Origin of the sequence: Massilia oculi, assembly GCF_017582745.1 — a bacterium.
Lineage (GTDB): Bacteria > Pseudomonadota > Gammaproteobacteria > Burkholderiales > Burkholderiaceae_D > Telluria > Telluria oculi_A.
Genome location: NZ_JAFVIM010000017.1, coordinates 72725 through 98620 on the forward strand (window position 1 = coordinate 72725; position 25896 = coordinate 98620).

Genomic DNA, 25896 nt, shown 5'->3' on the forward strand with positions numbered 1-25896 from the left:
GGAGCATTCGCCGGCGCCGTGTACGCGACGCCGGCGAACGGTATCCCGTAATGTGGGCGGGTTTCCCCGCCCACATTACGTTTACAGCGGTAAGAATATGAATGTCCAAGAGTATTACCAGCACGCGCTGAACGAGCGCGGCTTCAAGTCCGACCCGGCGCAACAGATGGCGGTCGACCGCCTGCAACAGGCGTACGACGACTGGGTCCACTACAAGGCCCAGCGGTCGTCCGCTTTCAAGCGCCTGATCAACCGTCCCGACGTGCCCAGGGGCGTGTACATGTGGGGCGGGGTGGGGCGCGGCAAGTCCTTCCTGATGGATTCGTTCTACCTGGTGGTGCCGGTGGTGCGCAAGACGCGCCTGCACTTCCACGAGTTCATGCGCGCCGTGCACGGCCAGCTGGATGAACTGAAGGGCGTCGCCGATCCGCTCGACGAAGTGGCCAAGCGCATCGCCAAGAAGTATCGCCTGATCTGCTTCGACGAATTCCATGTCTCGGACATCGCCGACGCGATGATCCTGTACAACCTGCTCAAGGCCTTGTTCGACAACGGCGTGAGCTTCGTGATGACCTCCAACTACGAGCCGTCGACCCTGTATCCGGATGGCCTGCACCGCGACCGCATGCTGCCCACCATCGCGCTGCTGCAGCAGAAACTGGATGTGCTGAACGTCGACGCCGGCAACGACTACCGCAAGCGTGCGCTGGAACAGGTCGAGGCCTATTACATGCCGCTCGATGCGGCGTCCGACAAGGCGCTGCGCGACGCCTATGCCAAGGTGGCCGATACCGCCGATGAAACGCCGGTGGTGACCATCGAAAAGCGCGAGATCCGCGCGCTGCGCCGCGCCGGCGGCGTGATCTGGTTCGACTTCGCCACCCTGTGCGGCGGGCCGCGCTCGCAGAACGACTACCTGGAACTGGCCAGCCAGTTCCATACCGTGATCCTGTCCGGCATCCCGGCGATGTCGGCGGCCCAGTCGTCGGAGGCGCGCCGCTTCACCTGGCTGATCGACGTGTTCTACGACCACAAGGTCAAGCTGATCATGTCGGCGGCGGTCGAGCCGGAAGAGCTGTACACCACGGGCCAGCTGGCGAACGAATTCCACCGGACCGTATCGCGTATCATCGAGATGCAGTCGCGCGAGTACCTGCTCGCCGAACGGCGCGGCGCGGCCGACGCCATTGCATGATCGAAAGGAACACCATGACAAGACAACCGATGCTGCGCCTCACCGCAATCGCCGCCTCCATCTCCCTGACGCTGCTGCTGGGCGCCTGCTCGAACACCGAGTTGGCGCAGGAAGAAGCGCCGCCGGCGCCGACCACGTCGCCCGAGCAGGCCGAACAGCGCCTGGCGGCGGTCGCCGCCGAACGAGCCGCGATCGAGAGCCGTTTTGCCGAGCGCGAGGTGGTTTGCTACGACAAATTCTTCGTCAACCGCTGCCTGGATGAAGCCCGCGAGGTGCGGCGCGCGGCCCTCGTGACGCAGCGCGCGATCGAGATCGAAGCCTCGCACTACCTGCGCCGCCTGAAGGTCGAGGAACGCGACAAGGCGATCGCCGAGGCCGACGCCGCCTATGCGGAAGAAGAAGCCAAGCTGGCGGCCGAACCACCGCCGGTGAAGGAGCCGGCCAGCACCGCGCTGCCGCCGCCGCGCACCAAGCCGGGCGAATCGCGCGTGGTGCGCAGCCAGCAGCGCGCCCAGGAAAGGGCGGCGGACGCCGAGAAGGAAGCGGCCGAGCGCGCGGCCAATGTCGCGGCCTATGAAGAGCGCCGCCGCAAGTCGGAAGAGCGCCAGAAGGAAGTGGCGCGCCGCGTGGCCGAACGCGAAGCCAAGGCGGCCCAGCGCGCGGCCGACGAGGCCAGGCGCGCGAACGGCAACGGGCCGGCGCCGACCAACTGAGGCTCGATCACCTCGGGCTGGCGAAGGACCCGTCCTGCGCCGGCTTGACCAGCTTGACGATGGCCATCGTGCAATTGCCGCCTTTGCCTTGCGAGCGTTCGGTGGCCTTGTTGATGAGCATTTCGGACGCCTGGCGCGGCGTCGTCCTGGCGGTCACGGCCGCCAATTCGGCGTCGGTGAAGAAATGCCAGAGGCCGTCCGAGCACAGCAAAAAACTGTCGCCGGCCGCCAGCCCGGTGTGGCTGCCGGTCGTGACGAAGGGTTCCTTGCGGCTGTTTCCCAATACATTGAGCAAGAGCTTGGAGCGGCGGTGGTTGCGCGCCGCCTCCGGCGGCAGGCGGTCGCTGGCGACCAGGTGCTCGACGTAGGCGGCATCGCTGGTACGGACCGCGCACTTGCCGTGCTCGAAGCGGTAGAGGCGCGAATCGCCTACGTGGGCCCAGACCGCTTCGCCGTGCGGGCTGATCAGGAGGCCGACGAAGCTGGCGTGGATCTCGGCCTGCGTGGCCACGGCGTTCATCTTGATCACCGTATGGGTCTCGCTGATCATCTCGTGCAGCAGCTGGGCCAGGCGCTCGATGCCGGGGCGGTCGCCGGGCTTGAATTCGTCGAAGACCTGGCGCGCCGTATGCAGCACCTGGTCGGCCCCGGCCGGGCTGGCGACCCCGTCCGACAGCACCGCCAGCACGTAGCCGGGGGCGCGGGCGCCGGTGAACAGGGCGGCGCGGTCGTTCTGCTGGGGGCGGTTCCCGATGTGTTGCGCAGTGCCCGCTTCGATCTTGTAAGAAGTCATAAATCCGTGTTTTCCAGGACGCTAACGCCAATCTTTGTTGGCGGCAACCTCCGCCTCGATTAAACTATGCACTGAGAAGCCACCAGCTTGCAAGTTAATCTTGTAGCAACAATATAGCAAAATCCCGAGCGCCCGTCCTAGCCGGCGCTTTTCGCCATTCTTTCCCGTAACTGCATCCAATATGACCGACGTCCAGGACATCCAGCGCCGTATTATCGAACTCGATGTGGAACACCGCGACCTCGACGCGGTAATCTCCCTGTTGACGGCGGACGGTCATGCCGACCAGTTACAACTGCGCCGCCTCAAGAAGCGTAAACTGCAGCTCAAAGATCATATTACGCTGCTGAAGATGCAGCTGGTACCCGATATCCCCGCCTGATTCATTCCCAGGCCCAACGAAACCACGTATTTTGACCGACCAACTTTCTGCTTCTCCGGATGCGGTGGAGCCCATTGCTCCCGCAGACCCGGCAATCCAGGCTCCCGCCGGCAAATACGACGCCGACGTCGATCGCCTGTTCGGTGCGGGCGGCCCGCTCGCGCCCGCCGTCGGCACCTTCAAGCCGCGCCAGTCGCAGACCGAGATGGCCAAGGCCGTCGCCCAGGCCATCGCCGACCAGCAAGTGCTCATGGCCGAAGCCGGCACGGGCACGGGCAAGACCTTCGCCTACCTGGTGCCGGCGCTGCTGTGGGGCGGCAAGACCATCGTCTCGACCGGCACCAAGAACTTGCAAGACCAATTGTTCCTGCGCGATATCCCGACCGTGCGCGCGGCCCTGCGCGCGCCGGTCTCGGTCGCCCTGCTCAAGGGCCGGTCGAACTATGTCTGCCATTTCCATCTCGAACGCACCCTGCAGAACGGGCGCCTGACCTCGCGCGACGACGTCGGCCACCTGCGCGAGATCTCGCGCTTCATCAAGATGACGAGTTCGGGCGACAAGGCCGAGCTGGCCAAGGTGCCCGAGACCGCCACAGTGTGGAACCTGGTCACGTCGACCCGCGACACCTGCATGGGCGCCGAGTGCCAGTACTACCAGGACTGCTTCGTCATGAAGGCGCGCAGGGAAGCGCAGCAGGCGGATGTGGTGGTGGTCAACCACCACCTGTTCTTCGCCGACGTGGCGCTGAAGGATACCGGCGTGGCCGAGCTGCTGCCGTCGGCCAACACCATCATCTTCGACGAGGCGCACCAGCTGCCCGACGTCGCGACCCTGTTCTTCGGCCAGTCGGTCTCGACATCGCAAGTGCTGGAACTGTGCCGCGACGTGCTGGCCGAAGGCCTGGCCCATGCGCGCGGTGGTCCGGACTGGGCCAAGGTGGTGACCGTGGTCGAGAAGGCCGCGCGCGACCTGCGCCTGTCCTTCGGCGACGGCAACCTGCGCCTGTCGCTGCCGCAGATCATGCCGACTTCGCAGTTCTTCCCGGCACTTGAAAAGCTCAAGGAAGAGATTGCCGGCATGATCACGGTGCTCGAAGAAAACTCCGCGCGCGCCGAGACGATCGAAGCCTGCCGCGTGCGCGCGCACGAGCTGGCTGCTTCCTTCGACGCCTGGAAGCCCGACCACAAGGCGCCGGCCAACGAGCAGGCGGTGCTGTGGGCCGAGGCCTTCTCGTCCTCGCTGCAACTGCACAAGACGCCGCTGTCGATCGCGCCGATCTTCGCCAGCCAGAGAGAGGGCACGCCGCGCAGCTGGATCTTCACCTCGGCCACGCTGGCGGTGAAGAACGACTTCAAGCATTTCTCGGACCAGCTGGGACTGACGGGCGAGCCGGCCAAGACCTGGCCCAGCCCCTTCGACTACCAGAACCAGGGCATCCTGTACGTGCCGACCGGCTTGCCCGAGCCGCAAGCCGCCGTGTACACCGACGCCGTGGTCGATGCCGCCTTGCCGGTGATCGAGGCGGCCGGTGGCCGCACCTTCTTCCTATGCACGACGATCCGCGCGGTCAATAAAGTGGCCGAACGCCTGCGCACCGAATTCGCCGAACGCGGCTGGGATTTCCCGCTGTTCGTGCAGGGCGAGCGCGGCCGCACCGAACTGCTCGATTCCTTCCGCAATGCCGGCAATGCGGTGCTGGTCGGCAGCCAGAGCTTCTGGGAAGGCGTCGACGTGCGCGGCGAGGCGCTGTCGCTGGTCATCATCGACAAGCTGCCGTTCGCGCCGCCCGACGATCCGGTGCTGGCCGCGCGCATCGAGGTGATGGAAAAGCAGGGCATGAACGGCTTCATGCACCACCAGCTGCCCGAGGCGATCATCACCCTGAAGCAGGGCGCCGGACGCCTGATCCGCGACGTCGACGACCGCGGCGTGCTGATGATCTGCGATCCGCGCATCATCACCAAGCCGTATGGTCGCCGCATCTGGCAGAGCCTGCCGTCTTTCAAGCGCACCCGGGTGCAGGAAGAAGTGATCCAGTTCTTCCGGCCGGTCGAAGTGGCGGACGAGAGCGCCGCCTGATCGTCAGGGCACGATGACGACCTTGCCGATGACCTTGCGCGCCGCCATGTCCTGCAGCGCCTGCGCGGTGTCGGCGAGGCGGTAGCGTGCCGACACCAGCGGTTTCAGTTTTCCTTCCGTGATCCAGCCGGTGATGCGCGCCATCGCCGCCAGGTGCGCATCCCGTTCCTTGCGCGTGAAGTCGCCCCAGAACACGCCCACCACCGACGCTCCTTTCAGCAGCATCAGGTTCCACGGCAGGCGCGGGATCTCGCCGGCCGCGAAGCCCACCACCAGGTGGCGACCGCGCCAGGCGATCGAGCGCAGCGCCGGCTCGCTGTACTTGCCGCCGACCGGATCGTAGATGACGTCCGGGCCGTTGCCGTCGGTGGCGGCGCGGATCGCTTCGCGCAAGTCCTCGGCCTCATAATTGATCAGCACGTCTGCGCCGTGCGCCTTGCACGCCGCCAGTTTTTCGTCGCTGGAAGCGGCCGCGATCACGCGCGCGCCGAGGGCCTTGCCGATCTCGATCGCCGCCAGCCCCACGCCGCCGGCCGCGCCCAGCACCAGCATCGTTTCGCCCGGCTGCAAGGCGCCGCGGTCGACGACCGCGTGGTACGAGGTGCCGTAGGTGAGCGTGATGGCGGCGGCGACGTCGAAGTCCATGTCGTCGGGCATGGGGAGGAAGGCGCTCGCTGGCGCCACGGCCCGCTCGGCGAAGGCGCCGGTGCGGGTGAAGCCGATCACGCGCTGGCCGGGAATGAAGCCGTCCACGCCCGCGCCGATCGCGCGCACCACGCCCGCGAACTCGTTGCCCGGCGTGAAGGGAAGGGGCGGACGCACCTGGTACTTGCCCTGGACCGTCAGCACGTCGGGGAAGTTGACGCCGGCGGCCTTCACGTCCACCACGACGTCGCCGGGGCCGGCGATCGGCTCCGGCAAGTTGTCGAGCACCAGGCTGTCTGGCGGTCCCCAAGCGGTGCAGCGTACGGCTTTCATTGCTTCCTCACAGTTTATGGCGGGTTTATTGGCGGGGCGAATTATGCCCTAAGAAAGAGAGCGAATCTTCGTCCGCAAGGCCCGTGTCCGCTTGTCCGTCCGCAAAGCCGGTAGGGGGCCGCGCGCTAGAGTCTTGGGATGTGGACGCTGCGCGCGCCCAGCACAAGAGGACAAGCATGGCAATCCGTTACGGTTGTTTCTTCAGTTATGCCCACGGCCGACACGCGCTGATGCAGCGCTTCAAGTCGGCCCTGGCCGACGCCCTGCGCTGCTATCTCGAACCCTACTTCGACAACGAAGACGAACTGTTTATCGATACCGAGCAACTGGGCGGCGGCGACGATCTCGACCACAAGATCGCACGCGCCATGTGCGAGAGCGTCTGCATGATCCTCATCTACACGCCCAAGTACGAGGCCCACGCCTACACGCGGCGCGAGTACGAGGCCATGCGCCTGATCGAGGCCGAGCGCGGCAAGTGGTACACGCTGCCGAGCCGCCTGATCATCCCGGTCGTCATGACGCGCCACCCCGAATCGCTGCCGCCCCAGATCAGCGATGCGCGCTTCTACGTCGACTTCTCGCATTACACGATGGCCACGCCCGATCTGATGTCGAATCCAGACTTCTTGCCGGACATTGACAAGATGGTCAAGCGGATTGCAGCCCATTATGCGTGTCAAAAAAAGCATACCCCGCTCGACCACGACTGCAACCAATTCGTGCTTCCCGCTGTCCCACCAGAATGGCGCGATGTTCCAGAACTGACGTTTCCAAAAGAATGAGGAGCCATATGGACCAACAAGGTATCTCGCTCCAGCCGCTGGCCATGCCCGGCGCGGTGACGAGCTTCTATGCCTACGAGGGCGGCGCGGCGCGCAATGCCGTGCTGGCGGCGCTGGCGCTGCAGCTGGCGGGTGGGGACGCCGAGGCGCCGGTGCTGGTGATCGACTGGGATCTCGAGGCGCCCGCGCTGCACCGTCATTTCGCCGTGCCGGCCGACGAACCGCTTGCCGTCATGCCGGTCGCCGCGCCGGCGTCCGCACCCGTGGCGTCGCTTGCGGTCGCGCATGCATTCGACGACGAAGCGGGCGACGCGGCCCGGCCCGGGCTGCTCGAATTCCTCGAGGCCTGCCGTGCACGGCTGCGCAATACCGCCGGCCGCGGCGAGGAGCTGGCCGACCGCGTGATCGACGGCGTCGGCTGGCAGGCCTATCTCGAACGCGCCGACGGCCGCCGCCCGCTCTACCTGATGCGCGCCGGACGCTTCGACGGCAGCTATGCCGAACGCGCCGGCCGGCTCGACTACCCGGCCCTGTTCGACGCCTGCCCGGCGCTGTTCCGCCGCTTCGCGGCGCGCCTGGCGCAGCATTTCGGCCACGTGCTGGTCGCCACCGCCGGCGGGCGCTCGGCCGCCGTCAGCGTGTGCTCGACCCTCTTGCCCGACTGCCTGGTGGGCCTGTTCACGCCGGCGCCGGGCAGCATCGAAGGCATCGAGGGCGTGCTGCGGCGTGCAATCGATTACCGCTGCACCCATGAAGACGAACAGCGTCCGCTGCTGCTCTACCCGCTGGCCTGCAGCGTCGACGGCGCGCGCAGCGATCCGCATGCGCGCTGGCGGCGCGGCGACGTGCGCCATGGCTTGCCTGGCTACCAGCCACGCTTCGAGGCGCTGCTGCGCGCCAGCTATGGCTGGTCGCGCGTCAACCTCGACAGCTGGTTCGACGAGACCCAGCTGGCGCTGGCCGACGCCCTGTCCACCGCCGGTCCGGCCGGCGACCGCCGTGCCCTGGCGCGCCATGCGGCGCTGCTGGCCGAATGGCTGGCGCCGGGCCGCTTCCCCTGGCAATCGCTGCTTGAGGTGCGCCTGCGCGCCGCGGTCGCGCAGGCACGCCGGCTGGGCGGCGACGACGAGATCGGTTCACCGCAGCTGGCCGAACACCTCGCCGGCCTGGGCGAGCTGTGCCGCCGCGAGCGGCGCCGCGACGAAGCCCGCGCCTGTTTCGAAGAAAGCCTGGTCCTGCGCGAGCGCCTGCTCGGCGACGACCACGCGGCCACGCGCCAGGGCCGCGCCGCGCTGGCCGCGCTCCTGCTCGACAGCGGCGCCGTGCAAGAGGCGCGCCGCCACTACGACCTGCTGGTCCAGGCCTGCGCGCGCAAGGCCGGCGCGGAAGCCGCCGAGACGCTGGCGGCGCGTTCGCAGCTGGCGCGGGTGCTGGCCGCGCTGGGCGAGGGCGAGCGGGCGCTGGCGCTGCACGAGCAGGTGGTGTCCACCTGCGAGCGCGCGCTCGGCGCCGAACACCTGGTCACGCTCGACTGCCTCGAAGACCTGGCCCACAGCCTGGTGCAGCAGCGCGAACTCGAACGCGCCCGCATCGTGGTCGAACGGGTGCTCGACGCCCGTCGCCAGCGCCAGGGCAGCGAGCATGCCGATACCCTGCGCTGCGGCCAGCGGCTGGCGCTGCTGCTGGGCGAGACGGGCGAGCTGGGCAACGCGCGGCGCATGCTCGAATCGGTATTGCGGGCCCATGAGCGGCACGACGGCCTGGACGCCGCCGGCACGCTGTCGGCGCGCGAGGCGCTGGCCGAGATCCTGGCCGCCCAGGGCGACCTGGCGGCGGTGCGCAGCATCCAGGAATCGCTGGCGCGCACGCGCGAGCGCCACCTCGGGGCCGGGCATCCCGAAACGCTCAATATGCAGCTGCGGCTGGCCTCGACCCTGGGCCAGCAGGGCGAGGCCGAAGCCGCGCGCCGCCTGCGCGAACAGGTGGCCGAGCTGCGCCAGCACTTGCGCGAAGTCGAAGGCGCGCCGGCGCCCGGCGGCGCCCTTGACGATGCCGTGCAGGCGCAGAGGGTGGACGAGATGCGGGAACAGATGCGGGCGCAGACCGGGGCAGGCTTTGCCGGCCTGTCGCTGGGCGGCGGGGCGCCCGGCCTGCCAACGACCGCGCCGCCGCCGGGCGCGGGCCTGCCTGCGGCGGACGGCATCGCAGCGCACGGCCAGCATGAACTCGTGGCGCCGCGCGAGCACGTCGAAGCCAGTCATGCGGCCGACAACCTGGGCCACAAGCTCACCCAGTTGCAGAACCTGATCGACAGCCGCAGTCCCGAGGAAGCCAGGGCGCTGGCAGACAGCCTGCGCACCTCGGTGCTGAGGCCCAGCGCCGCCCATCCGCTGCGCCGGCGCGGCGCCGCCATGATCAAGCAGGTCTATCTGCAAGAGGGCGACAAGGACGCGCTGCTGTCCTTCACCCAGGACGAAGTGTCGCTGCTCGAAGGGGCATTGGTCGAGGCAGCCCGCGACAATCCGATGGCGCTGCGCTGAAGCCATGGCGCCGGCGCCGCGCCAGCCTTGATGCCCGGCGCCCTTCGGGCAGGTGCTTGCGCCGGCGCTCGTATGCCGGCGCCCGTATGCCGGCGCCCGTATGCCGGCGCCCGTATGCCGGCGCCCGTACGCCGACGCCCGTATGCTCACGCCCGATCGCTGGCCGCCAATCCGCCAGCCTGCCAACCTGCCAGCATTGGACCGCCACCAACCGTGCGGCGCAGCGACTTGATCCCGTGACAAGCAACTTGCCAGGACGGCATTGGCCGATTCCGGTCGAGCTTGTCAGCCTGTCCAGTAAACTGTCGCATGGTCGCTGCACTGTTATCAGACGGTCCATCGAACGTCCCGGATTATGAAATCCGGGCGTGAATTTCTGCTGCCGGGCGTCGATACGGGCGTTGCTTCAGGTAAAATCTCCGCCATGCGAATCTTGATCAGTAACGATGACGGTTATCTGGCGCCTGGACTGCAGGCGCTGGCGGACGCGCTCGCGCCGATCGCCGACATCGTCGTCGTCGCACCCGACAGCAATCGCTCGGGCGCCTCGAATTCGCTGACCCTCGACCGGCCGCTGTCGGTCTTCAAATCGGCCAACGGCTTCTATTTCACCAATGGCACGCCGACCGATTGCGTGCACATCGCCCTGACCGGCATGTCCGATGCGCCGCCCGACTTGGTGGTTTCTGGCATCAATAATGGCCAGAATATGGGCGACGATACCCTGTATTCCGGCACCGTCGCCGCCGCCACCGAAGCCTTCCTGTTCGGCCTGCCGGCGATCGCCTTCTCGCAGGTGCACGGCGGCTGGGCCCATGTCGATTCGGCCGCCCGGGTGGCGCGCGACATCGTCGAGCGTTTCGCCGCCGGCGGCTTCGACATGCTGCCCAAGCCCTTCCTGCTGAACGTGAACATCCCGAACCTGCCGTACGAGGACATCGGCCCGCTGACGCCGACCCGCCTCGGACGCCGGCACCAGGCCGAGCCGGTGATCCGCGCGCAGGATCCGCGCGGCCGCGAGATCTTCTGGATCGGCGCCCCCGGCGCCTGCCGCGATGCGGGCGAGGGCACCGACTTCCATGCGACCGCGCAAGGCCGCGTGTCGATCACGCCGCTGCAGATCGACCTGACCCACAAGACCCAGCTGGCGCTGCTGGCGGGAGGGCTGGCATGAAGGATGCGCGCCCGAATTTCCCGCTGCCGCTGTCGTCGGTGACGAGCGGCGTGCGCAAGCCCGGCACGCCGGCGCCGGTGCAGACGCCGCAGACCGCCACCCGCAATGCCACCACCTATACCGGCGCCAGGACGCCGCCGTCCCCGAGCCCGGCGCCACGAACGCCGAGCTATGTGCAGGTGGCCAGCAGCGCCCCGGCGGCCCAGCGTTCCGACCTGGCGGCGACCGAGGCGGTGCGCCGCGCGATGGTGAGCCGCGTCGCGCGCCAGGGCGTGAGCGACCCGCAGGTCTTGATGGCGATGGAAACCGTGCCGCGCCACCTGTTCATCGAACCGGCCATGTCGGGCCAGGCGTATATCGACGCCTCGCTGCCGATCGGCCATAACCAGACGATCTCACAGCCCTATATCGTCGCCCGCATGATCGAAGCCATGAATGGATCAAGGCAGGCCGGCGGCGCGCTGGGTAAGGTGCTCGAGATCGGCACCGGCTGCGGCTACCAGGCCGCGGTCCTGTCCTTCGTGGCAAAAGAGGTGTATTCGATCGAGCGCATCAAGCCCTTGCACGAGCTCGCCAAGACCAATCTGCGGCCGCTGCGGATATCGAACCTGCGTTTGCAGTATGGGGATGGTATGCTAGGCTTGCCGCAGGTCGCGCCTTTCGATGGCATCATCCTCGCCGCCGCCGGACTCGAGGTGCCCCGGGCCCTGCTCGAGCAGCTGGCCATCGGCGCGCATCTCGTGGCGCCGGTCGGCGCCCAGGTGCAGCACCTGCACCGTATTACCCGCACCGGCAAATCCGAGTGGACCAGCGAAACGCTGGAAGCGTGCCACTTCGTGCCGCTGCGCCCAGGCACCATCTAAAACCCAAGAAGGGCCGCCAGGCCCGCCGTACGCCGATAAGACAATAGAATGCCAATGACACAAGCACCGCGTTTAGCCCTCCTGACGATCCTCATCGGCCTCGTGGCCGGTTGTTCCACCACTACCCGCCAGGCGCCGGTCGTCGAGCGTCCCGTCACCGCCGCCCCGGTCCGTCCCGCCCCGGCCAAGGTCGAAGAAGCGCCGAAACAGGACGAGCGCGGCATGTACACCGTGCGCAAGGGCGACACCCTGCTGCGCATCGCACTTGACTTCGGCGAAAACTACCGCGACCTGGTGGCCTGGAACAACCTCGCCAATCCGGACGACATCAAGGTCGGCCAAGTGCTGCGCGTGAGCCAGCCGGGCGGCGAGCGCACCGCCAATATCCAGACCCAGCCGGTGCCGATGCCGCCGTCGGCCAGCGTGCCGCGCAAGACCGAGCCGCGCGCCGACAAGACCCCTTACAGCGACGGCAAGGTGGCCACCACCACGCCACCGGCCACCACTGTGCCTGCCACGCCGGCCGCACCCGCCGCCCCGGCTGCCAGCGACGAAGCACGCCTGAGCTGGATGTGGCCGTCGGAAGGGCGCGTCATCGCCACCTTCGACGATGGCCGCAACAAGGGCATCGACATCGCCGGCAAGATGGGCCAGCCAGTCGTCGCCGCCGGTTCGGGCAAGGTAATGTATGCTGGCAGCGGCATCCGCGGTTATGGTAATCTCGTCATCGTCAAGCACAGCAACAGCCTGTTGTCCGCCTATGCCCACAACCGCAAGATCGTGGTCAAGGAGGGCGACAACGTGAGCCGTGGCCAGGTGATCGCAGAGATGGGCGACTCCGACGCCGATGCGGTCAAGTTGCACTTCGAGATTCGTCAGCAGGGCAAGCCGGTCGACCCGACGAGGTTCTTGCCAGTTCGTTAGGAACGGTATGACGCAGCCGCCGCACTCGCTGGACCAGGACGATACGGATGAGTTTCCGGATGAGCCGGAAAGCGAGCGCGTGCATGCTGATGACGATATCGACCGTGCCGACGGCGCGGCGGGCGAAGAAGGGCTCGCGCGCCACGCCAGCGTCGACACGGTCGACGAGCTGCGCAAGGTCTTGCAGGCCGAGCTCGCGACCGATACCACCCAGCACTACCTGAACCAGATCGGCGCCAGGCCGCTTCTCACGGCCGGCGAGGAAGTCCACTACGCCACCCTGGCCAAGGCCGGCGACTTCGGCGCGCGCCAGAAGATGATCGAGCATAACCTGCGCCTGGTCGTCTCGATCGCCAAGCACTACATCAACCGCGGCGTGGTCCTGCTCGACCTGATCGAGGAAGGTAATATCGGCCTGATGCGCGCCATCGACAAGTTCGAGCCCGAGCGCGGCTTTCGCTTCTCGACCTATGCCACCTGGTGGATCCGCCAGAGCATCGAGCGCGCCATCATGAATCAGGCCCGCACCGTGCGCCTGCCGGTGCACATGGTGCGCGAGCTCAACGGCGTGCTGCGCGCCAAATACCACCTCGAGGCCCAGAAGCACGACGGCAAGGAAGCCTCGAGCGAGGACATCGCCAGCCTGGTCGGGCGTCCGGTGGAGGAAGTGCAAGACATACTGACCTTGTCCGAGCACGCGACCTCGCTCGATGCGCCGCTCGACAACGATCCGCAGTCGAGCCTGATGGACATGCTGCCCGACGACGGCGAAGGCAGTCCCGACGCCCACGCCGAGCAGCAAGAGGTAGCGGTGCTGGTGCGCGACTGGCTGACCCGGCTGCCGGACAAGCAGCGCCTGGTCGTCACCCGCCGTTTCGGCCTCGACAACGACGATCCGGCCACCCTGGAAACCCTGGCCGAAGAGATGGGCGTGACGCGCGAGCGGGTACGCCAGATCCAGCAGGAAGCGCTGGTCAAGCTCAAGCGCGCGATGGCGGCGCGGGGTGTGGTGCGCGACTCCTTGTTGTAACGACAATCCCTCCGGTAGCGTCCACTTCGATTCCTTGCTATGATGCCCGCCGGGCCGTTTCGGCCATTTTTTCTTTTTGCGCGGCCGTTGAAGCATGCGCCGCCGGCCAGGGCCAGCTCCCTGCCTTCACCCCACTTTCTCATCACCATGCAAGAAATCTTCATCGACATCAAATCCCTCGACATGGACGGCCGCGGCGTGGGCCACCTCGAGAACGAGGACGGCTCGCCAGGCAAGGTGATCTTCGTCGAAGGCGCGCTGCCGGGCGAACGCGTCAGCTTCGAGACGACGCGCAAGAAAAAGAACTGGGAAGCGGGCCGCATGGTCACCCTGCAGCGCGCCTCGTCGATGCGGGTCGAGCCGAAGTGCCAGCATTTCGGCTATTGCGGCGGCTGCTCGATGCAGCACCTGGAGCCGAGCGCGCAGGTGGCCATGAAGGGCCGCGTGCTGGAAGATAACCTGTGGCACCTCGGCAAAGTGAAGGCCGAGATGATCATGCGCCCGATGTATGGCCCGACGTGGGACTATCGCTACCGCGCGCGCCTGTCGGTGCGCCACGTGGCGAAGAAGGGCGGCGTCCTGGTGGGCTTCCACGAGCGCGCCTCGTCCTACGTGGCCGACATCACCACCTGCGAGATCCTGCCGGACCACGTCGCGCGCCTGCTGGTGCCGCTGCGCGAGCTGGTCGGCGGCCTGTCGATCTACAACCAGATGCCGCAGATCGAGGTGGCGATCGGCGAAGAGACGACGGTGCTGGTGCTGCGCATCATGGCGCCGCTCACGCCGGCCGACGAGGTGCTGGTCAAGGCCTTTGCCGACAAATGGGAGATCCAGTGGTGGCTGCAGCCGAAGGGTCCGGACACCGCCTATCCGTTCTACCCACTGGGCAAGGAGTTGTACTACACGCTGCCCGAGTTCGGCATCCGCATGCCGTTCAAGCCCACCGACTTCACCCAGGTGAACCACCACATCAACCGCGTGCTGGTGTCGAAGGCGCTGCGCCTGCTGGAAGTACAGAAGGACGACCGCGTGGCCGACCTGTTCTGCGGCCTGGGCAACTTCACCCTGCCGCTGGCGACCCAGGCGCGTGAGGTGGTCGGCATCGAGGGCAGCACGGCGCTCACCACGCGCGCGCTGGACAATGCGAAGGCGAACGGCCTGGCGGAGAAGACCTCGTTCTCGACCCGCAACCTGTTCGAAGTCACCAAGGACGACCTGGTAGCGCTGGGCAAATTCGATCGCATGCTGATCGACCCGCCGCGCGACGGCGCCATGGCGCTGGCGCTGGCGCTGGCCGAGCTGCGCGAGACCAATGAAGACCTGATGCCGCAGCGCATCGTCTACGTCTCGTGCAGCCCATCGACCCTGGCGCGCGACGCCGGCATCCTGGTGCACAAGGCGGGCTATGTGATGAAGAAGGCGGGCGTGGTGAACATGTTCCCGCACACCTCGCACGTCGAATCGATCGGCGTGTTCGAGCTGGGCGCCAGGCCGGCGCCGGCAGCCGATGGCGCCACCTATGTACTGGCCGACGTGCCGGCAACTGATGCGGCGGCCTGAGTGAAGCAGCTCGGTCGCCACGCGGCAGCCCTGCTGGCCGCCGCCGTCGCGACCGGGATGGTCGCCAGCCTGGTGCAAACCCAGGTCAATCTCGGCGAACTCACCGCGCTCGGCGCGTCGATTCCGCTGTCGCTGCGGGCCTGGACCACGCTGCAAGACCTGGCGGGCTTCGGCCCGGTCATGATCGGCATCTCCTTCGCCGCGTTGCTGCCCGCGATGCTGGCCGCGCACGCGATTGGACGTGCGGCCGGGCCGGCGCGCCGCGCGCCGTTGTTCGCCGCGGCCGCCGCCGCCGGCCTGTGGGCGGCATTCTGGCTGATGCTCAACGTCATTCCCATGCCGGCGATCGCCGCGACCCGCGGTGGGCTCGAGCACGCGCTGATGGCCCTGAGCGGGATTGCCGGCGGCCTGGTCTATGCCCGCATGATATCGCCGGCGCGGCAGGCCACGGAGCCGCGTCGCCAGGTGCTGGCGGCGGCGCTGATGGCCCTGGTTCCGGCGGCGCTCTTCCTCGTTACCTCGCCCGGCGCGGCCGACAAGCTCGATGCGGTCGATCCCACCACGTACCGGATCGAGACCGTGGCGCAAGGGCTCGATCGGCCATGGTCGCTGGCCTTCCTGCCGGATGGCCGCCTGCTCGTCACCGAGATGGCCGGGCGCCTGGTCGCCATCGGTGAAGATGGCGCGAAGAAGCCGATCGCCACCGGCGGCCTGCCGCCCGTGTTCCAGCGCGGCGGCACCATCGGCCTGATGGATGTCGCCATCGACCCCGCATTCGAGCGCAATGACTTGCTCTACCTGACGATGGGTCATGGGGAGGAGGGCGCCAATGGCACGCGCCTGGTGCGGGCCAGGCTGGAGAATGACCGGCTGGAGGACGTCCGGGTCCTGTTCAGTTCCACGCCGAAGCCGCGCGCCGGCAATAACGGCGGCCGCATCGCTTTCCTGCCGGATCAGACGCTGGTGCTGACGGTCGGCGACGGCAACTGGCGCCGCGAAGAGGCGCAAAACGTCGGCAATCACCTCGGCACCGTCGTCCGGCTCGACCGCGACGGCAAGGCGCCGCCCGACAATCCCTTCGTCAAGCGTCCCGACGCCGCGCCCGAGATCTATAGTCTCGGTCACCGCAACCCGCAGGGCATCGCCGTCGATCCCGTTACGGGCGAGCTGCTGCTCACCGAACAAGGCGCACGCGGCGGCGACGAGATCAACCGCATCGTGGCAGGCAAGAACTACGGCTGGCCGCTCGTCACGGCCGGCATCGATTATCCGTTCGGCCGCGTGACGCCATTCAGCCGCCTGGCCGGCTTCGAAGCGCCGCTGCTGGAATGGACCCCGTCGATCGCACCGGCCGGACTGGCGGTCTATCGCGGCGACCAGTTCCCCGAGTGGCGCGGCGACCTGCTGGTGCCGGCGCTGCGCGGTCGCGCCGTGCACCGCGTCGTGCGCGATGGCGGCAGGATCGTCGGCCAGCAGACGCTGCTGGCAGAACTGAATCAGCGCATGCGCGACGTCAAGGTCGGCCCGGACGGCGCGATCTATGTCCTTACGGATGGCGTCGATGCCAGCCTGCTGCGTTTGACGCGCCCATGAAAAAACCGGCCCGCAGGCCGGTTTCTTGTCGAGAAACAGCGATCGATCAGTCGTCGCCGCCCACGATGCCCAGCAGGCGCAGCAGGCTGCTGAAGATGTTGAACACGTTCAGGTAGATCGACAGGGTGGCGGTGACGTAATTGGTCTCGCCGCCGTTGACGATGCGCTGCACGTCATACAGGATGAAGGCCGAGAAGATACCGATCGCCAGGACCGAGATCACGATCGACAGCGCCGACATCTGCAGGAAGATGTTGGCGACAACCGCCAGCAGCAGGACGACGACGCCGGCCATCAGCCAGCTGCCCATGCCCGAGAAGTCGCGCTTGGTGGTGGTGGCGATGCTGGCCATCACGGCGAACACGACGGCGGTGCCGCCGAAGGCGGTCATGATCAGGCTGGCGCCGTTCGAGTAATTGAGCGTGTGGGTCAGCAACGGGGCCAGCATCATGCCCATGAAGAAGGTGAAGCCGAGCAGCAGGGCGACGCCCAGGCCGGAATCCTTGTTCTTTTCGATGGCCCACATGAAGCCGAAGGCAACCGCGAGGAAGATCACGAAGCCCATGATGCCAGTGAAGGCGATGCCGAAGGACATGCCGGCAACGGCGCCCAGGACGGTCGGGATCATCGACAGCGCCAGCAGCCAATACGTGTTACGTAACACTTTGTTACGCGTGGCCTGACCACCTTTGCTCAGGTCGATGGTACTTTGCTGTTGGGTACTAGGGTACATATAGTGCCTCCGGTTAGATAAATGGTACGTGCGAGTGCTGCGCGAGGTACGTCACCTTGATCCTATCGCATCTTTCTTAACTGAAGATGAAGAAAGGCTCACATTGGACGGACTTTTGCCGCCACTGTAACACCATGCTTGCCACGACCGCAATATCGGATATCTGGGGCAGGTATGGTAAAATTAAAGGTTGATTGAGTCCCAAAGTTCAAACGAATTTCTCAGTTCAAAACCTTACTTTTATTGGAGTTTTCTCATGGCAATCGAACGCACCCTGTCCATCATCAAGCCGGACGCAGTTGCAAAAAACGTGATCGGCAAAATCTATAGCCGTTTCGAAGAAGCCGGCCTGAAGATCGTGGCTGCCCGCATGGTGCAACTGTCGCGCGCTGAAGCCGAAGGCTTCTACGCAGTGCACGCTGCGCGTCCGTTCTTCAAGGACCTGGTCGACTTCATGATCTCGGGTCCGGTGATGATCCAGGTGCTGGAAGGCGAAGGCGCGATCCTGAAAAACCGCGACCTGATGGGCGCTACCGATCCGAAGAAAGCCGACGCCGGCACCATCCGCGCCGACTTCGCTGATTCGATCGACGCCAACGCCGTTCACGGTTCGGACGCTGCCGAAACCGCCGCTGTGGAAATCGCTTACTACTTCCCAGCACTGAACGTCTACTCGCGTTAATTAGTAAGGGGGAGCGCAGTCCGGGCGTTCCCCGGATCGATTCCCCCGGACTAATTTAAATGAGTAACCTGCTCGCCTGCGCCCGCGGGGCGATGCGAGCAGGTTCGGAAATATAGGAATTTAGCCATGACAACTCTCACCAACCTGCTGGATTTTGATCCCGCGCAACTCGTCGCCTACTGCGCCGACTTGGGTGAGAAACCGTTCCGCGCCAAGCAACTGCAACGCTGGATACACCAGTTCGGAGCAAGCGACTTCGACAGCATGACCGACCTGGCCAAGTCGCTGCGCGAAAAGCTGAAGTCGCGCGCCGAAGTGCGTGCGCCGGCCATCGTGAGCGACAAGACGGCCAGCGACGGCACCCGCAAATGGCTGGTCGACGTCGGCAACGGCAACGCGGTCGAGACCGTGTTCATCCCGGAAGAAAACCGCGGCACGCTGTGCATCTCCACGCAGGCGGGCTGCGCCGTCAACTGCCGTTTCTGCTCGACCGGCAAGCAGGGCTTCAACCGCAACCTGACGGTCGCCGAAATCATCGGCCAGCTGTGGATGGCCGAGTTCGAGCTGCGCCGCACCAAGGGCATCGAGCCCGGCCCGAAAGGCGAGCGCCAGATCACCAACGTCGTGATGATGGGCATGGGCGAGCCGCTGCTGAACTACGAGCCGACCGTCACCGCGCTCAAGATGATGCTCGACGATAACGCCTACGGCCTGTCGCGCCGCCGCGTGACCCTGTCGACCTCGGGCGTGGTGCCGAATATCGACAAGCTGTCGCAAGACGTGCCGGTGGCCATGGCCGTGTCGCTGCACGCCTCGAACGATGCGCTGCGCGATGTATTAGTGCCGCTGAACAGAAAATATCCGCTGCGCGAGCTGATGGCCGCCTGCAAGCGCTATCTCGAGTTCGCGCCGCGCGACTTCATCACTTTCGAGTACTGCATGCTCGACGGCTTCAACGACAGCGACGAGCACGCGCGAGAACTGATCGCGCTGGTGAACGATCCGGTGGTCGGCGTGAACTGCAAGTTCAACCTGATCCCGTTCAACCCGTTCCCCGAGTCGGGCCTGTTCCGCTCCAAGAATCCGCGCATCAAGGCCTTCGCCGAAGTGCTGATGAACGCCGGCATCGTGACCACCGTGCGCAAGACGCGCGGCGACGACATCGACGCCGCCTGCGGCCAGCTGGCGGGCGAGGTCAAGGACCGCACCCGCGTGGCCGAGCGGATGGAAAAGATGGCCGAATACCAGAAGAAGTTCGGCGCCGATTTCGGCCGTATCGTGGAGATCCCGACCTGATGAAATTCGCCGCCGGCTGGCTCGCATTCGCATCGACCCTGTCCCTCGCTTTGCTGGCCGGTTGCGCCGGCACGGGGTCGGGCGGCGCGGCGACCACGCGCGACGGCGAACTCAAGACCGCCTCGGACCAGACCGCGCTGGAAAAGCGCGCCTCGATCCGGGTGCAGCTGGCGGTCGGCTACTACCAGGAGGGCAAGCACGAGATCGCCCTCGACGAAGTCAAGCAGGCGCTGGCGGCCGATCCGAACTACGCCGACGCCTACGGCCTGCGGGCTCTGATCTATACCTCGATGGGGCAGTTCCCGCTGGCCGACGAGAACCATCGCCACGCGTTGCGACTCGAACCGGGTAATCCCGAATTCGCGAACAACTACGGCACCTTCCTGTGCCAGTCGGTGAACAAGCCAGTCGAGGCCTTGCGTTATTTCGATGCCGCGCTCAAGAATCCCGCCTATCAGACGCCGCTTTCCGCGCTGATCAATGCGGGCGCGTGCAGCATCAAGAACGGGAATATCGACGCGGCCGAGCGCTACCTGCTCGAGGCCCTGCGCTTGAGCCCGTCGCTGCCGGCCGTGAATGCCGGCCTGGCGCGGGTGTACTACGAGCGGCGCGACATGCAGCGCGCCGGTTTTTTCGTGAATCGCCTGATCGAGACGGCAAGTATCGAGACACTGCCGGCCGATGCGCTCTGGCTCGCGCTGCGCGTACAGCGCAAGCTGGGCGACCGGACCCACGAGGCGACGCTTGCGGCCCAGCTGCGGCGGCGTTTCCCCGGTTCGCCCGAATACGCGGCGTTCGAGCGCGGCGCTTTCGACGAGTAAACAAAAACAAGCTCAACTAGAAGCTCACACGGACAAGGACGAGGACAATGAACGAGCAAGCAGATCAGCCGGCTACGCCGGGCAACCAGCCCGGCATCCCTGGCAAGACCCTGCAATCCCAGCGCGAAGCGATGGGCTGGAGTGTGGAACAGGTGGCGGACCAGCTCAAGCTGGCCCCGCGCCAGGTGGTGGCGCTGGAAGCGGGCGATTACGCTGCGCTGCCTAGCCCGGCCGTGACTCGCGGCTTCGTGCGCGCCTATGCCAAGCTGCTCAAGATCGACGCCGCGCCGCTGGTGTCGATGATCGAACTGAACATGCCACCGGAAGCCCAGGCCGGCGCTCCCATCAATGCCGGCGCCGTGCGCCGCGAACAGCGTCCGGCCACGTTCTCCGAGACCCGCTTTCCCATGGGCGGCAAACGCAACCGCCTGCCGCTGGGCTGGATCGCCGCCGCCGTGGTAGTGGCCGGCGCCGCCGTCGCGGCCTGGCAGTTCGACCTGATTCCGAACCTGCAGCGCGATGGCCAGGCGGGCGACGCCACGGTGCTGGAAAACCCTGCCGCCGGCGTCGTTGCGCCGGGCTCGGCGCCTGCGCATGCTGCTCCGCAAGGCCTGATCAATCCATCGGTGCCGTTGATCTCGGTGCCGGCGCCGGCCGGCGAAAGCGCGCCGCCGGCGGCCGCCCCAGGTTCGACGCCGGGCGCGGCGCCGGCCACCCCGACCGCACCGGTGCCGGCCGTGCCGCCGCCGGCCGGCGCGCCGGCACCCGCAGCGGGAACGCCGACCGCCGCCGCGCCTGGCGCAACCCCGGCTCCAACCGTCTCGACCGCCGCCGCACCGGTCACCGCCGTGGCGCCCACCGCCGGCGCCAATACCCTGGTGCTGAACGTGCGCGAGGATTCCTGGATCGAAGTACGCCCGAGCGCCGGCGGCCGTCCGCTGATCTCGCGCCTGGTCAAGGGCGGCAGCACCGAGTCGATCGAGCTGTCCGGCCCGGCGACCCTGGTGGTCGGGGCCCCTGGCGGCGTGACCGCGACCCTGCGCGGCGCCGACGTCGCGCTGCCGCAGCAGCCGGGCCGCACCATCGCGCGCGTGGCGCTGAAATAAGCTGAAGCTGGAATACACCAAATGAATTCGTTGAACGAAGCCTGCACTCCAGAAGCAATTCCCTCCGGCCCGCTGGCGCGCCGCGCCAGCCGCAAGGTCGCCGTCTCGCACGGCGCCCGCACGGTATGGGTGGGCGGCGACGCCCCGGTGGTGGTGCAGTCGATGACCAATACCGATACCGCCGACGCGATCGGCACCGCGATCCAGGTCAAGGACCTGGCGCGCGCCGGTTCCGAAATCGTGCGCATCACGGTCGACACCCCGGCCGCGGCGGCCGCCGTGCCGGCGATTCGCGAACAGCTCGACCGCATGGAAGTCGACGTGCCGCTGGTCGGCGACTTCCACTACAACGGCCACCTGCTGCTGCGCGACTATCCGGAATGCGCGCAGGCGCTGTCGAAATACCGCATCAATCCGGGCAATGTGGGGCAGGGCGCCAAGCGCGACACCCAGTTCGCCCAGATGATCGAGATCGCCGCCAGGTACGACAAGCCGGTCCGCATCGGCGTCAACTGGGGCAGTCTGGACCAGTCGCTGCTGGCCCGCATCATGGACGAAAATGCCGCGCGCGCCAATCCGTGGAGCGCCCAGGCGGTGATGTACGAAGCCCTGATCACGTCGGCGATCGAAAACGCCGTGCGCGCCGAAGAAGTCGGCCTGGCGCGCGACAAGATCATCCTGTCGTGCAAGGTGTCGGGCGTGCAGGACCTGATCGCGGTCTACCGCGAACTGGCGCGCCGCTGCGACTACCCGCTGCACCTTGGCCTGACCGAGGCCGGCATGGGCAGCAAGGGCATCGTCGCCTCGACCGCGGCGCTGTCGGTGCTGCTGCAAGAGGGCATCGGCGACACCATCCGCATCTCGCTCACGCCTGAACCGGGCGGCGACCGCACCCGCGAGGTGGTGGTGGGCCAGGAAATCCTGCAGACCATGGGCCTGCGCAAGTTCACCCCGATGGTGATCGCCTGCCCGGGCTGCGGTCGTACGACCTCGACCGTGTTCCAGGAGCTGGCGGATAACATCCAGAGTTTCCTGCGCGAGCAGATGCCGGAATGGAAGAAAACGTATCCGGGCGTGGAGGCGATGAACGTGGCCGTGATGGGCTGCATCGTCAACGGCCCAGGCGAATCGAAGCACGCGAACATCGGCATCAGCCTGCCCGGCACCGGCGAATCGCCGGCAGCGCCGGTGTTCGTCGACGGCCAGAAATTCGCGACCCTGCGCGGCGAGCGCATCGTCGATGAGTTCAAGACCATCGTGCTCGATTATGTGAAGAAGAACTATAGCCGCGAAGCGGTGACGGAATAAGTCGAAGAGTTAATCAAAATGTCCAAACCAGAAAAAATCGTCGCCATCAAAGGCATGAACGACATCCTGCCGCAAGACGCGCCGCTGTGGGAGCTGTTCGAGAACACCACCGAAACGATCCTCAAGAGCTACGGCTACCAGAAGATCGTGACCCCGATCGTCGAGCAGACGGGCCTGTTCTCGCGCGCCATCGGCGCCGTCACCGACATCGTCGAGAAGGAGATGTATTCCTTCGAAGACTCGATGAACGGCGACCAGCTGACCCTGCGTCCGGAAGGCACGGCCAGCGTCGTGCGCGCCGTGCTCGAGCACAACCTGGTCTACGACGGCCCGCGCCGCCTGTGGTACAAGGGCCCGATGTTCCGCCACGAGCGTCCGCAGCGCGGCCGCTACCGCCAGTTCTTCCAGTTCGGCGCCGAAGCGATCGGCTTCTCGGGCCCGGACATCGACGCCGAGATGATCATGATGTCGCGCCGCCTGTGGGATGACCTGGGCCTGCAGAACGTGCGCCTGGAGCTGAACTCGATCGGCAATGCCGAAGAGCGCAACCGCCACCGCGCCGACCTGATCGCCTACCTGGAAAAACACGAGGACATCCTCGACCTTGAGGCCAAGCGCCGCCTGCACAGCAATCCGCTGCGCATCCTGGACACCAAGAACCCGGCGATGCAGGAGATGGTCAACGCCGCCCCGCGCCTGCTGGACTACCTGGGCGAGGAATCGCTGGCCCACTTCAACGGCGTCAAGGCGCTGCTGGACAAGAATGCGGTGCAGTACACCGTCAACCCGCGCCTGGTGCGCGGCCTGGATTACTACAACCGCACCGTGTTCGAGTGGGTCACCGACGAGCTGGGCGCCCAGGGCACGATCTGCGCCGGCGGCCGCTACGATCCGCTGATCGAGACCTTCGGCGGCAAGCCGACCCCGGCGGTCGGTTTCGCGATGGGCATGGAACGCATCATCGAGCTCATGAAGGGACTGGGCGAGCCGGCCGAGCCGAACGTGTGCGACGTCTACATGGTCCACCAGGGTGAAGAAGCGCAGCTGCAGTCCTTCATCCTGGCCGAGCGGATTCGGGATGCCGGCCTGGATGTTGTGTTACATTGCGCAACGCCAACGGGTGCGGGCAGCTTCAAGAGCCAGATGAAGAAGGCCGATGGCAGCGGCGCCGCCTTTGCCGTCATCATCGGCCAGGACGAGATCGCGAACAATGCCGCGCAAGTGAAAACAATGCGCGGCGAGATTGGCGAACAGCAGCAGGCCAGCGTACCGTTCGAGGAAGTGGTCGACTACCTGGTCGACCAGATCGTCGGTGGACATGTTCACGGCCCCGATTGCGACCACGACCACGACCACGTGCACCGGCATTGATCCCGGCACTGGCCACATTTTCGAACCACTCACTACAAGAATACGCACATGGCATACGATCACCAGGAACAGGAACAGCTTGATTCCTTCAAGGCGTTCTGGTCGCAGTACGGCAACATCATCATCTGGGTCCTGATTCTCGCGCTCGGCTCCTACGCCGGCTGGAACTACTGGAAAACCCACCAGCGCAACAAGTCGGTCGAGGCGTCGGCGCTGTATGACGAGCTGCAGACCTCGCTGCTGGCGAACGACAATGCCAAGGTGCAGCGCGTCGCGGGCGATATCCGCGCCAAGTACGAATCGTCGGCCTATGCCCCGATGGCAGCCCTGGCCGCGGCCAAGACCGCCTTCGAAGCCAACGACCTCAAGACCGCCAAGACGCACCTGCAGTGGGCGGCCGAGCACGGCAACGACGAATACAAGTCGATCGCCAACCTGCGCCTGGCCGGCGTGCTGCTGGACGAGAAGGCATTCGACGAAGCGCTGAAGGTCTTGAACGGCAAGTTCCTGCCGCAGTTCACCTCGGAAGTGAACGACCGCAAGGGCGACGTGCTGGTCGCGCAGAACAAGCTGAACGAAGCGCGCGCGGCCTATGTCGCGGCGATCGCCGCCATGGATCCGAACGCGCCTGGCCGCCAGCTGGTGCAGATCAAGCTGGAAGCGATCGGCGGCACCGTGCCGGCCGACAAGAAATCGGAAGCAGCTGCCGAGCAAAAGGCAGCCGCGTAAACCTCCCCCATGAGAGGGCCCGCGCACGCCTGACGGCGGCGCGGGCCTTGCGTCCTCTATAGTCCAGGAACAAGGTAGAACAAAATGCGTATTTGCAGCAAGCTTGTTGGTGTCGGCGTACTGGCCCTGATGACGGGTTGCTCGACCCTCAATTCGCTCAATCCATTCGCGTCGGAAAAGAAGGGCGACCAGCCGGCCAAGCTGGTCGAGCTGAAAGGCAGCATGGCCGTGCGTACTGCATGGAAACTTGATATCGGCAAGGCGCGCGGCTACACCTTCTCGCCTGCGCTGACCGGCAACACCGTGGTCGTGGCCGGCGCCGACGGCGCCATCGCGCGCGTCGAAGCCGAGAGCGGCAAGCAGCTGTGGCGCATCAAGGCCGACACCGAACTGTCGGCCGGCGTCGGCACCGACGGCAACCTGATCGTGGTCGGCGCCGACAAGGGCCAGCTGCTGGCCTTCGACATGGATGGCAAGAAACTGTGGAACAGCCAGCTGTCGAGCGAGATCCTGTCGGCGCCGGTGGTGTCGCAGGGCATCGTCGTGGCGCGCTCGATCGACAACCGCATCGTCGGCATCGATGCCGCCAACGGCAAGACGAAGTGGACCGTGCAAAAAGTCGCGCCGCCGCTCACCTTGCGCAATGCGCCGGGCATGATCGTGGCCGGGACCGACGTCATCGTGGCCCAGCCGGGCGGCAAGCTGTCGTCGATGATCCTGGCTACCGGCGCACCGCGCTGGGACGTCGAGGTGGGCGTCTCGCGCGGCGCCACCGAACTGGAGCGTGTGACCGATATCGGCGGGGCGCCGGTGCTGTTCGAAAACGAGGTGTGCGCCGTGTCCTACCAGGGCCGCGTAGGCTGCTTCGACCTGGTCACCGGTTCGGCCAAGTGGACCCGTGACCTGTCGTCGGATGCCGGTGTCGCCGTCGACCAGCTGTACGTGTTCGCACCGGACGACAAGGGCGCCCTGCATGCCTTCACCCGCGACACGGGTTCTTCCAGCTGGAAGAACGACAAGCTGGCCTTCCGCCGCCTCTCGACCCCGCTGTCGTATGGCCGCGCCGTCGCGGTCGGCGACTTCGAAGGCTATGTGCACTTCCTGTCGCGCGAGGACGGATCTTTCCTGGCGCGCGCAGCGACCGATGGCAGCCCGATCATGGGTACGCCGCTGGTGGCCGGCACGAACCTGATTTTTCAAACACAAAATGGAACTGTGACCGCCATCGCGGTCGAATAGA

The 25896-nt window shown here is 66.4% G+C and carries 23 protein-coding genes; 20 read left to right on the forward strand and 3 right to left on the reverse strand.

The genetic code is table 11. From position 1 onward, the window contains the following. Window positions 1-97 precede the first annotated feature (97 nt). Together zapE and J3U95_RS18845 are read left to right on the forward strand one after the other, a co-directional pair. A complete protein-coding gene (gene zapE / locus J3U95_RS18840) occupies window positions 98-1195 on the forward strand; it encodes a cell division protein ZapE (RefSeq protein WP_208280199.1) in 1098 nt (365 codons plus the stop codon). 14 nt (window positions 1196-1209) lie between these two features. Further along, complete coding sequence (locus tag J3U95_RS18845; RefSeq protein WP_208280200.1) at window positions 1210-1908, forward strand: hypothetical protein; 699 nt, start codon at window positions 1210-1212, stop codon at window positions 1906-1908. 7 nt (window positions 1909-1915) lie between these two features. Here J3U95_RS18845 and J3U95_RS18850 read toward each other — a convergent pair whose 3' ends face one another. Next, on the reverse strand, window positions 1916-2701 hold the full coding sequence (locus J3U95_RS18850; protein ID WP_208280201.1) for a PP2C family protein-serine/threonine phosphatase: 786 nt from the start codon (window positions 2699-2701) through the stop codon (window positions 1916-1918). Window positions 2702-2882: 181 nt separating this feature from the next. On the opposite strand from J3U95_RS18850, the gene J3U95_RS18855 reads away from it, so the two are divergent. Both J3U95_RS18855 and yoaA read left to right on the forward strand, forming a co-directional pair. Further along, a complete protein-coding gene (locus J3U95_RS18855) occupies window positions 2883-3083 on the forward strand; it encodes a YdcH family protein (RefSeq protein ID WP_005666222.1) in 201 nt (66 codons plus the stop codon). A 31-nt stretch (window positions 3084-3114) separates the two neighbouring features. Next, a complete protein-coding gene (gene yoaA, locus J3U95_RS18860; RefSeq protein ID WP_370662084.1) occupies window positions 3115-5163 on the forward strand; it encodes a DNA repair helicase YoaA in 2049 nt (682 codons plus the stop codon). A gap of 3 nt (window positions 5164-5166) precedes the next feature. Here yoaA and J3U95_RS18865 read toward each other — a convergent pair whose 3' ends face one another. After that, entirely contained in the window at window positions 5167-6141 is a 975-nt protein-coding gene (locus J3U95_RS18865) for an NADPH:quinone oxidoreductase family protein (protein ID WP_208280202.1), read from the reverse strand. Window positions 6142-6317: 176 nt separating this feature from the next. Here J3U95_RS18865 and J3U95_RS18870 point away from each other — a divergent pair, with 176 nt between their 5' ends. The 8 genes from J3U95_RS18870 to J3U95_RS18905 all read left to right on the forward strand — a co-directional run bounded on the left by J3U95_RS18870 (window position 6318) and on the right by J3U95_RS18905 (window position 16610). After that, window positions 6318-6926 carry a toll/interleukin-1 receptor domain-containing protein gene (locus J3U95_RS18870; RefSeq protein ID WP_208280203.1) on the forward strand — a complete coding sequence of 203 codons (609 nt, stop codon included), beginning with the start codon at window positions 6318-6320 and terminating at the stop codon, window positions 6924-6926. An 8-nt stretch (window positions 6927-6934) separates the two neighbouring features. Then, entirely contained in the window at window positions 6935-9466 is a 2532-nt protein-coding gene (locus J3U95_RS18875) for a tetratricopeptide repeat protein (RefSeq protein WP_208280204.1), read from the forward strand. A gap of 424 nt (window positions 9467-9890) precedes the next feature. Next, window positions 9891-10640, forward strand: a complete 750-nt coding sequence (surE, locus tag J3U95_RS18880) for a 5'/3'-nucleotidase SurE (RefSeq protein ID WP_208280205.1) — start codon at window positions 9891-9893, stop codon at window positions 10638-10640. Beyond that, the gene (locus J3U95_RS18885; protein ID WP_208280206.1) at window positions 10637-11503 is read left to right on the forward strand and encodes a protein-L-isoaspartate(D-aspartate) O-methyltransferase; all 867 of its coding nucleotides are present in this window, start codon (window positions 10637-10639) and stop codon (window positions 11501-11503) included. Before surE ends, J3U95_RS18885 begins: the two co-directional genes overlap by 4 nt. Before the next feature lie 54 nt (window positions 11504-11557). Beyond that, the gene (locus tag J3U95_RS18890) at window positions 11558-12427 is read left to right on the forward strand and encodes a peptidoglycan DD-metalloendopeptidase family protein (protein ID WP_208280207.1); all 870 of its coding nucleotides are present in this window, start codon (window positions 11558-11560) and stop codon (window positions 12425-12427) included. Window positions 12428-12434: 7 nt separating this feature from the next. Continuing rightward, window positions 12435-13457 carry an RNA polymerase sigma factor RpoS gene (rpoS, locus tag J3U95_RS18895; RefSeq protein WP_208280208.1) on the forward strand — a complete coding sequence of 341 codons (1023 nt, stop codon included), beginning with the start codon at window positions 12435-12437 and terminating at the stop codon, window positions 13455-13457. Window positions 13458-13604: 147 nt separating this feature from the next. Further along, complete coding sequence (gene rlmD / locus J3U95_RS18900; RefSeq protein ID WP_208280209.1) at window positions 13605-15017, forward strand: 23S rRNA (uracil(1939)-C(5))-methyltransferase RlmD; 1413 nt, start codon at window positions 13605-13607, stop codon at window positions 15015-15017. Continuing rightward, window positions 15018-16610, forward strand: coding sequence for a PQQ-dependent sugar dehydrogenase (locus J3U95_RS18905; RefSeq protein ID WP_370662085.1), 1593 nt, complete (start codon window positions 15018-15020; stop codon window positions 16608-16610). A 46-nt stretch (window positions 16611-16656) separates the two neighbouring features. Here J3U95_RS18905 and J3U95_RS18910 read toward each other — a convergent pair whose 3' ends face one another. Next, the gene (locus J3U95_RS18910) at window positions 16657-17343 is read right to left on the reverse strand and encodes a Bax inhibitor-1/YccA family protein (RefSeq protein WP_208280210.1); all 687 of its coding nucleotides are present in this window, start codon (window positions 17341-17343) and stop codon (window positions 16657-16659) included. 256 nt (window positions 17344-17599) lie between these two features. Here J3U95_RS18910 and ndk point away from each other — a divergent pair, with 256 nt between their 5' ends. The 8 genes from ndk (at window position 17600) to bamB (ending at window position 25895) form a co-directional block, all read left to right on the forward strand. After that, window positions 17600-18025: a nucleoside-diphosphate kinase gene (ndk, locus tag J3U95_RS18915; protein WP_005666240.1), complete on the forward strand. Its 426-nt coding sequence runs from the start codon at window positions 17600-17602 to the stop codon at window positions 18023-18025. A gap of 126 nt (window positions 18026-18151) precedes the next feature. Next, complete coding sequence (rlmN, locus tag J3U95_RS18920; protein ID WP_208280211.1) at window positions 18152-19321, forward strand: dual-specificity RNA methyltransferase RlmN; 1170 nt, start codon at window positions 18152-18154, stop codon at window positions 19319-19321. Continuing rightward, a complete protein-coding gene (gene pilW / locus J3U95_RS18925) occupies window positions 19321-20142 on the forward strand; it encodes a type IV pilus biogenesis/stability protein PilW (protein WP_208280212.1) in 822 nt (273 codons plus the stop codon). The genes rlmN and pilW overlap by 1 nt, the downstream gene beginning before the upstream one ends. A 47-nt stretch (window positions 20143-20189) precedes the next feature. Continuing rightward, entirely contained in the window at window positions 20190-21248 is a 1059-nt protein-coding gene (locus J3U95_RS18930; protein ID WP_208280213.1) for a helix-turn-helix domain-containing protein, read from the forward strand. A 21-nt stretch (window positions 21249-21269) separates the two neighbouring features. Further along, window positions 21270-22556, forward strand: coding sequence for a flavodoxin-dependent (E)-4-hydroxy-3-methylbut-2-enyl-diphosphate synthase (ispG, locus tag J3U95_RS18935; RefSeq protein ID WP_208280214.1), 1287 nt, complete (start codon window positions 21270-21272; stop codon window positions 22554-22556). A gap of 18 nt (window positions 22557-22574) precedes the next feature. Continuing rightward, a complete protein-coding gene (hisS, locus tag J3U95_RS18940) occupies window positions 22575-23927 on the forward strand; it encodes a histidine--tRNA ligase (RefSeq protein WP_208280215.1) in 1353 nt (450 codons plus the stop codon). 48 nt (window positions 23928-23975) lie between these two features. Continuing rightward, on the forward strand, window positions 23976-24656 hold the full coding sequence (locus J3U95_RS18945) for a YfgM family protein (protein ID WP_208280216.1): 681 nt from the start codon (window positions 23976-23978) through the stop codon (window positions 24654-24656). Between the two features lie 84 nt (window positions 24657-24740). Beyond that, a complete protein-coding gene (gene bamB, locus J3U95_RS18950; RefSeq protein ID WP_208280217.1) occupies window positions 24741-25895 on the forward strand; it encodes an outer membrane protein assembly factor BamB in 1155 nt (384 codons plus the stop codon). Window position 25896 lies beyond the last annotated feature (1 nt).

Coding starts and splice junctions, on each gene's coding strand:
- zapE (WP_208280199.1), top strand. CDS start 98: ATGAATGTCCAAGAGTATTACCAGCACGCGCTGAACGAGCGCGGCTTC.
- J3U95_RS18845 (WP_208280200.1), top strand. CDS start 1,210: ATGACAAGACAACCGATGCTGCGCCTCACCGCAATCGCCGCCTCCATC.
- J3U95_RS18850 (WP_208280201.1), bottom strand. CDS start 2,701: ATGACTTCTTACAAGATCGAAGCGGGCACTGCGCAACACATCGGGAAC.
- J3U95_RS18855 (WP_005666222.1), top strand. CDS start 2,883: ATGACCGACGTCCAGGACATCCAGCGCCGTATTATCGAACTCGATGTG.
- J3U95_RS18865 (WP_208280202.1), bottom strand. CDS start 6,141: ATGAAAGCCGTACGCTGCACCGCTTGGGGACCGCCAGACAGCCTGGTG.
- J3U95_RS18870 (WP_208280203.1), top strand. CDS start 6,318: ATGGCAATCCGTTACGGTTGTTTCTTCAGTTATGCCCACGGCCGACAC.
- J3U95_RS18875 (WP_208280204.1), top strand. CDS start 6,935: ATGGACCAACAAGGTATCTCGCTCCAGCCGCTGGCCATGCCCGGCGCG.
- surE (WP_208280205.1), top strand. CDS start 9,891: ATGCGAATCTTGATCAGTAACGATGACGGTTATCTGGCGCCTGGACTG.
- J3U95_RS18885 (WP_208280206.1), top strand. CDS start 10,637: ATGAAGGATGCGCGCCCGAATTTCCCGCTGCCGCTGTCGTCGGTGACG.
- J3U95_RS18890 (WP_208280207.1), top strand. CDS start 11,558: ATGACACAAGCACCGCGTTTAGCCCTCCTGACGATCCTCATCGGCCTC.
- rpoS (WP_208280208.1), top strand. CDS start 12,435: ATGACGCAGCCGCCGCACTCGCTGGACCAGGACGATACGGATGAGTTT.
- rlmD (WP_208280209.1), top strand. CDS start 13,605: ATGCAAGAAATCTTCATCGACATCAAATCCCTCGACATGGACGGCCGC.
- J3U95_RS18910 (WP_208280210.1), bottom strand. CDS start 17,343: ATGTACCCTAGTACCCAACAGCAAAGTACCATCGACCTGAGCAAAGGT.
- ndk (WP_005666240.1), top strand. CDS start 17,600: ATGGCAATCGAACGCACCCTGTCCATCATCAAGCCGGACGCAGTTGCA.
- rlmN (WP_208280211.1), top strand. CDS start 18,152: ATGACAACTCTCACCAACCTGCTGGATTTTGATCCCGCGCAACTCGTC.
- pilW (WP_208280212.1), top strand. CDS start 19,321: ATGAAATTCGCCGCCGGCTGGCTCGCATTCGCATCGACCCTGTCCCTC.
- J3U95_RS18930 (WP_208280213.1), top strand. CDS start 20,190: ATGAACGAGCAAGCAGATCAGCCGGCTACGCCGGGCAACCAGCCCGGC.
- ispG (WP_208280214.1), top strand. CDS start 21,270: ATGAATTCGTTGAACGAAGCCTGCACTCCAGAAGCAATTCCCTCCGGC.
- hisS (WP_208280215.1), top strand. CDS start 22,575: ATGTCCAAACCAGAAAAAATCGTCGCCATCAAAGGCATGAACGACATC.
- J3U95_RS18945 (WP_208280216.1), top strand. CDS start 23,976: ATGGCATACGATCACCAGGAACAGGAACAGCTTGATTCCTTCAAGGCG.
- bamB (WP_208280217.1), top strand. CDS start 24,741: ATGCGTATTTGCAGCAAGCTTGTTGGTGTCGGCGTACTGGCCCTGATG.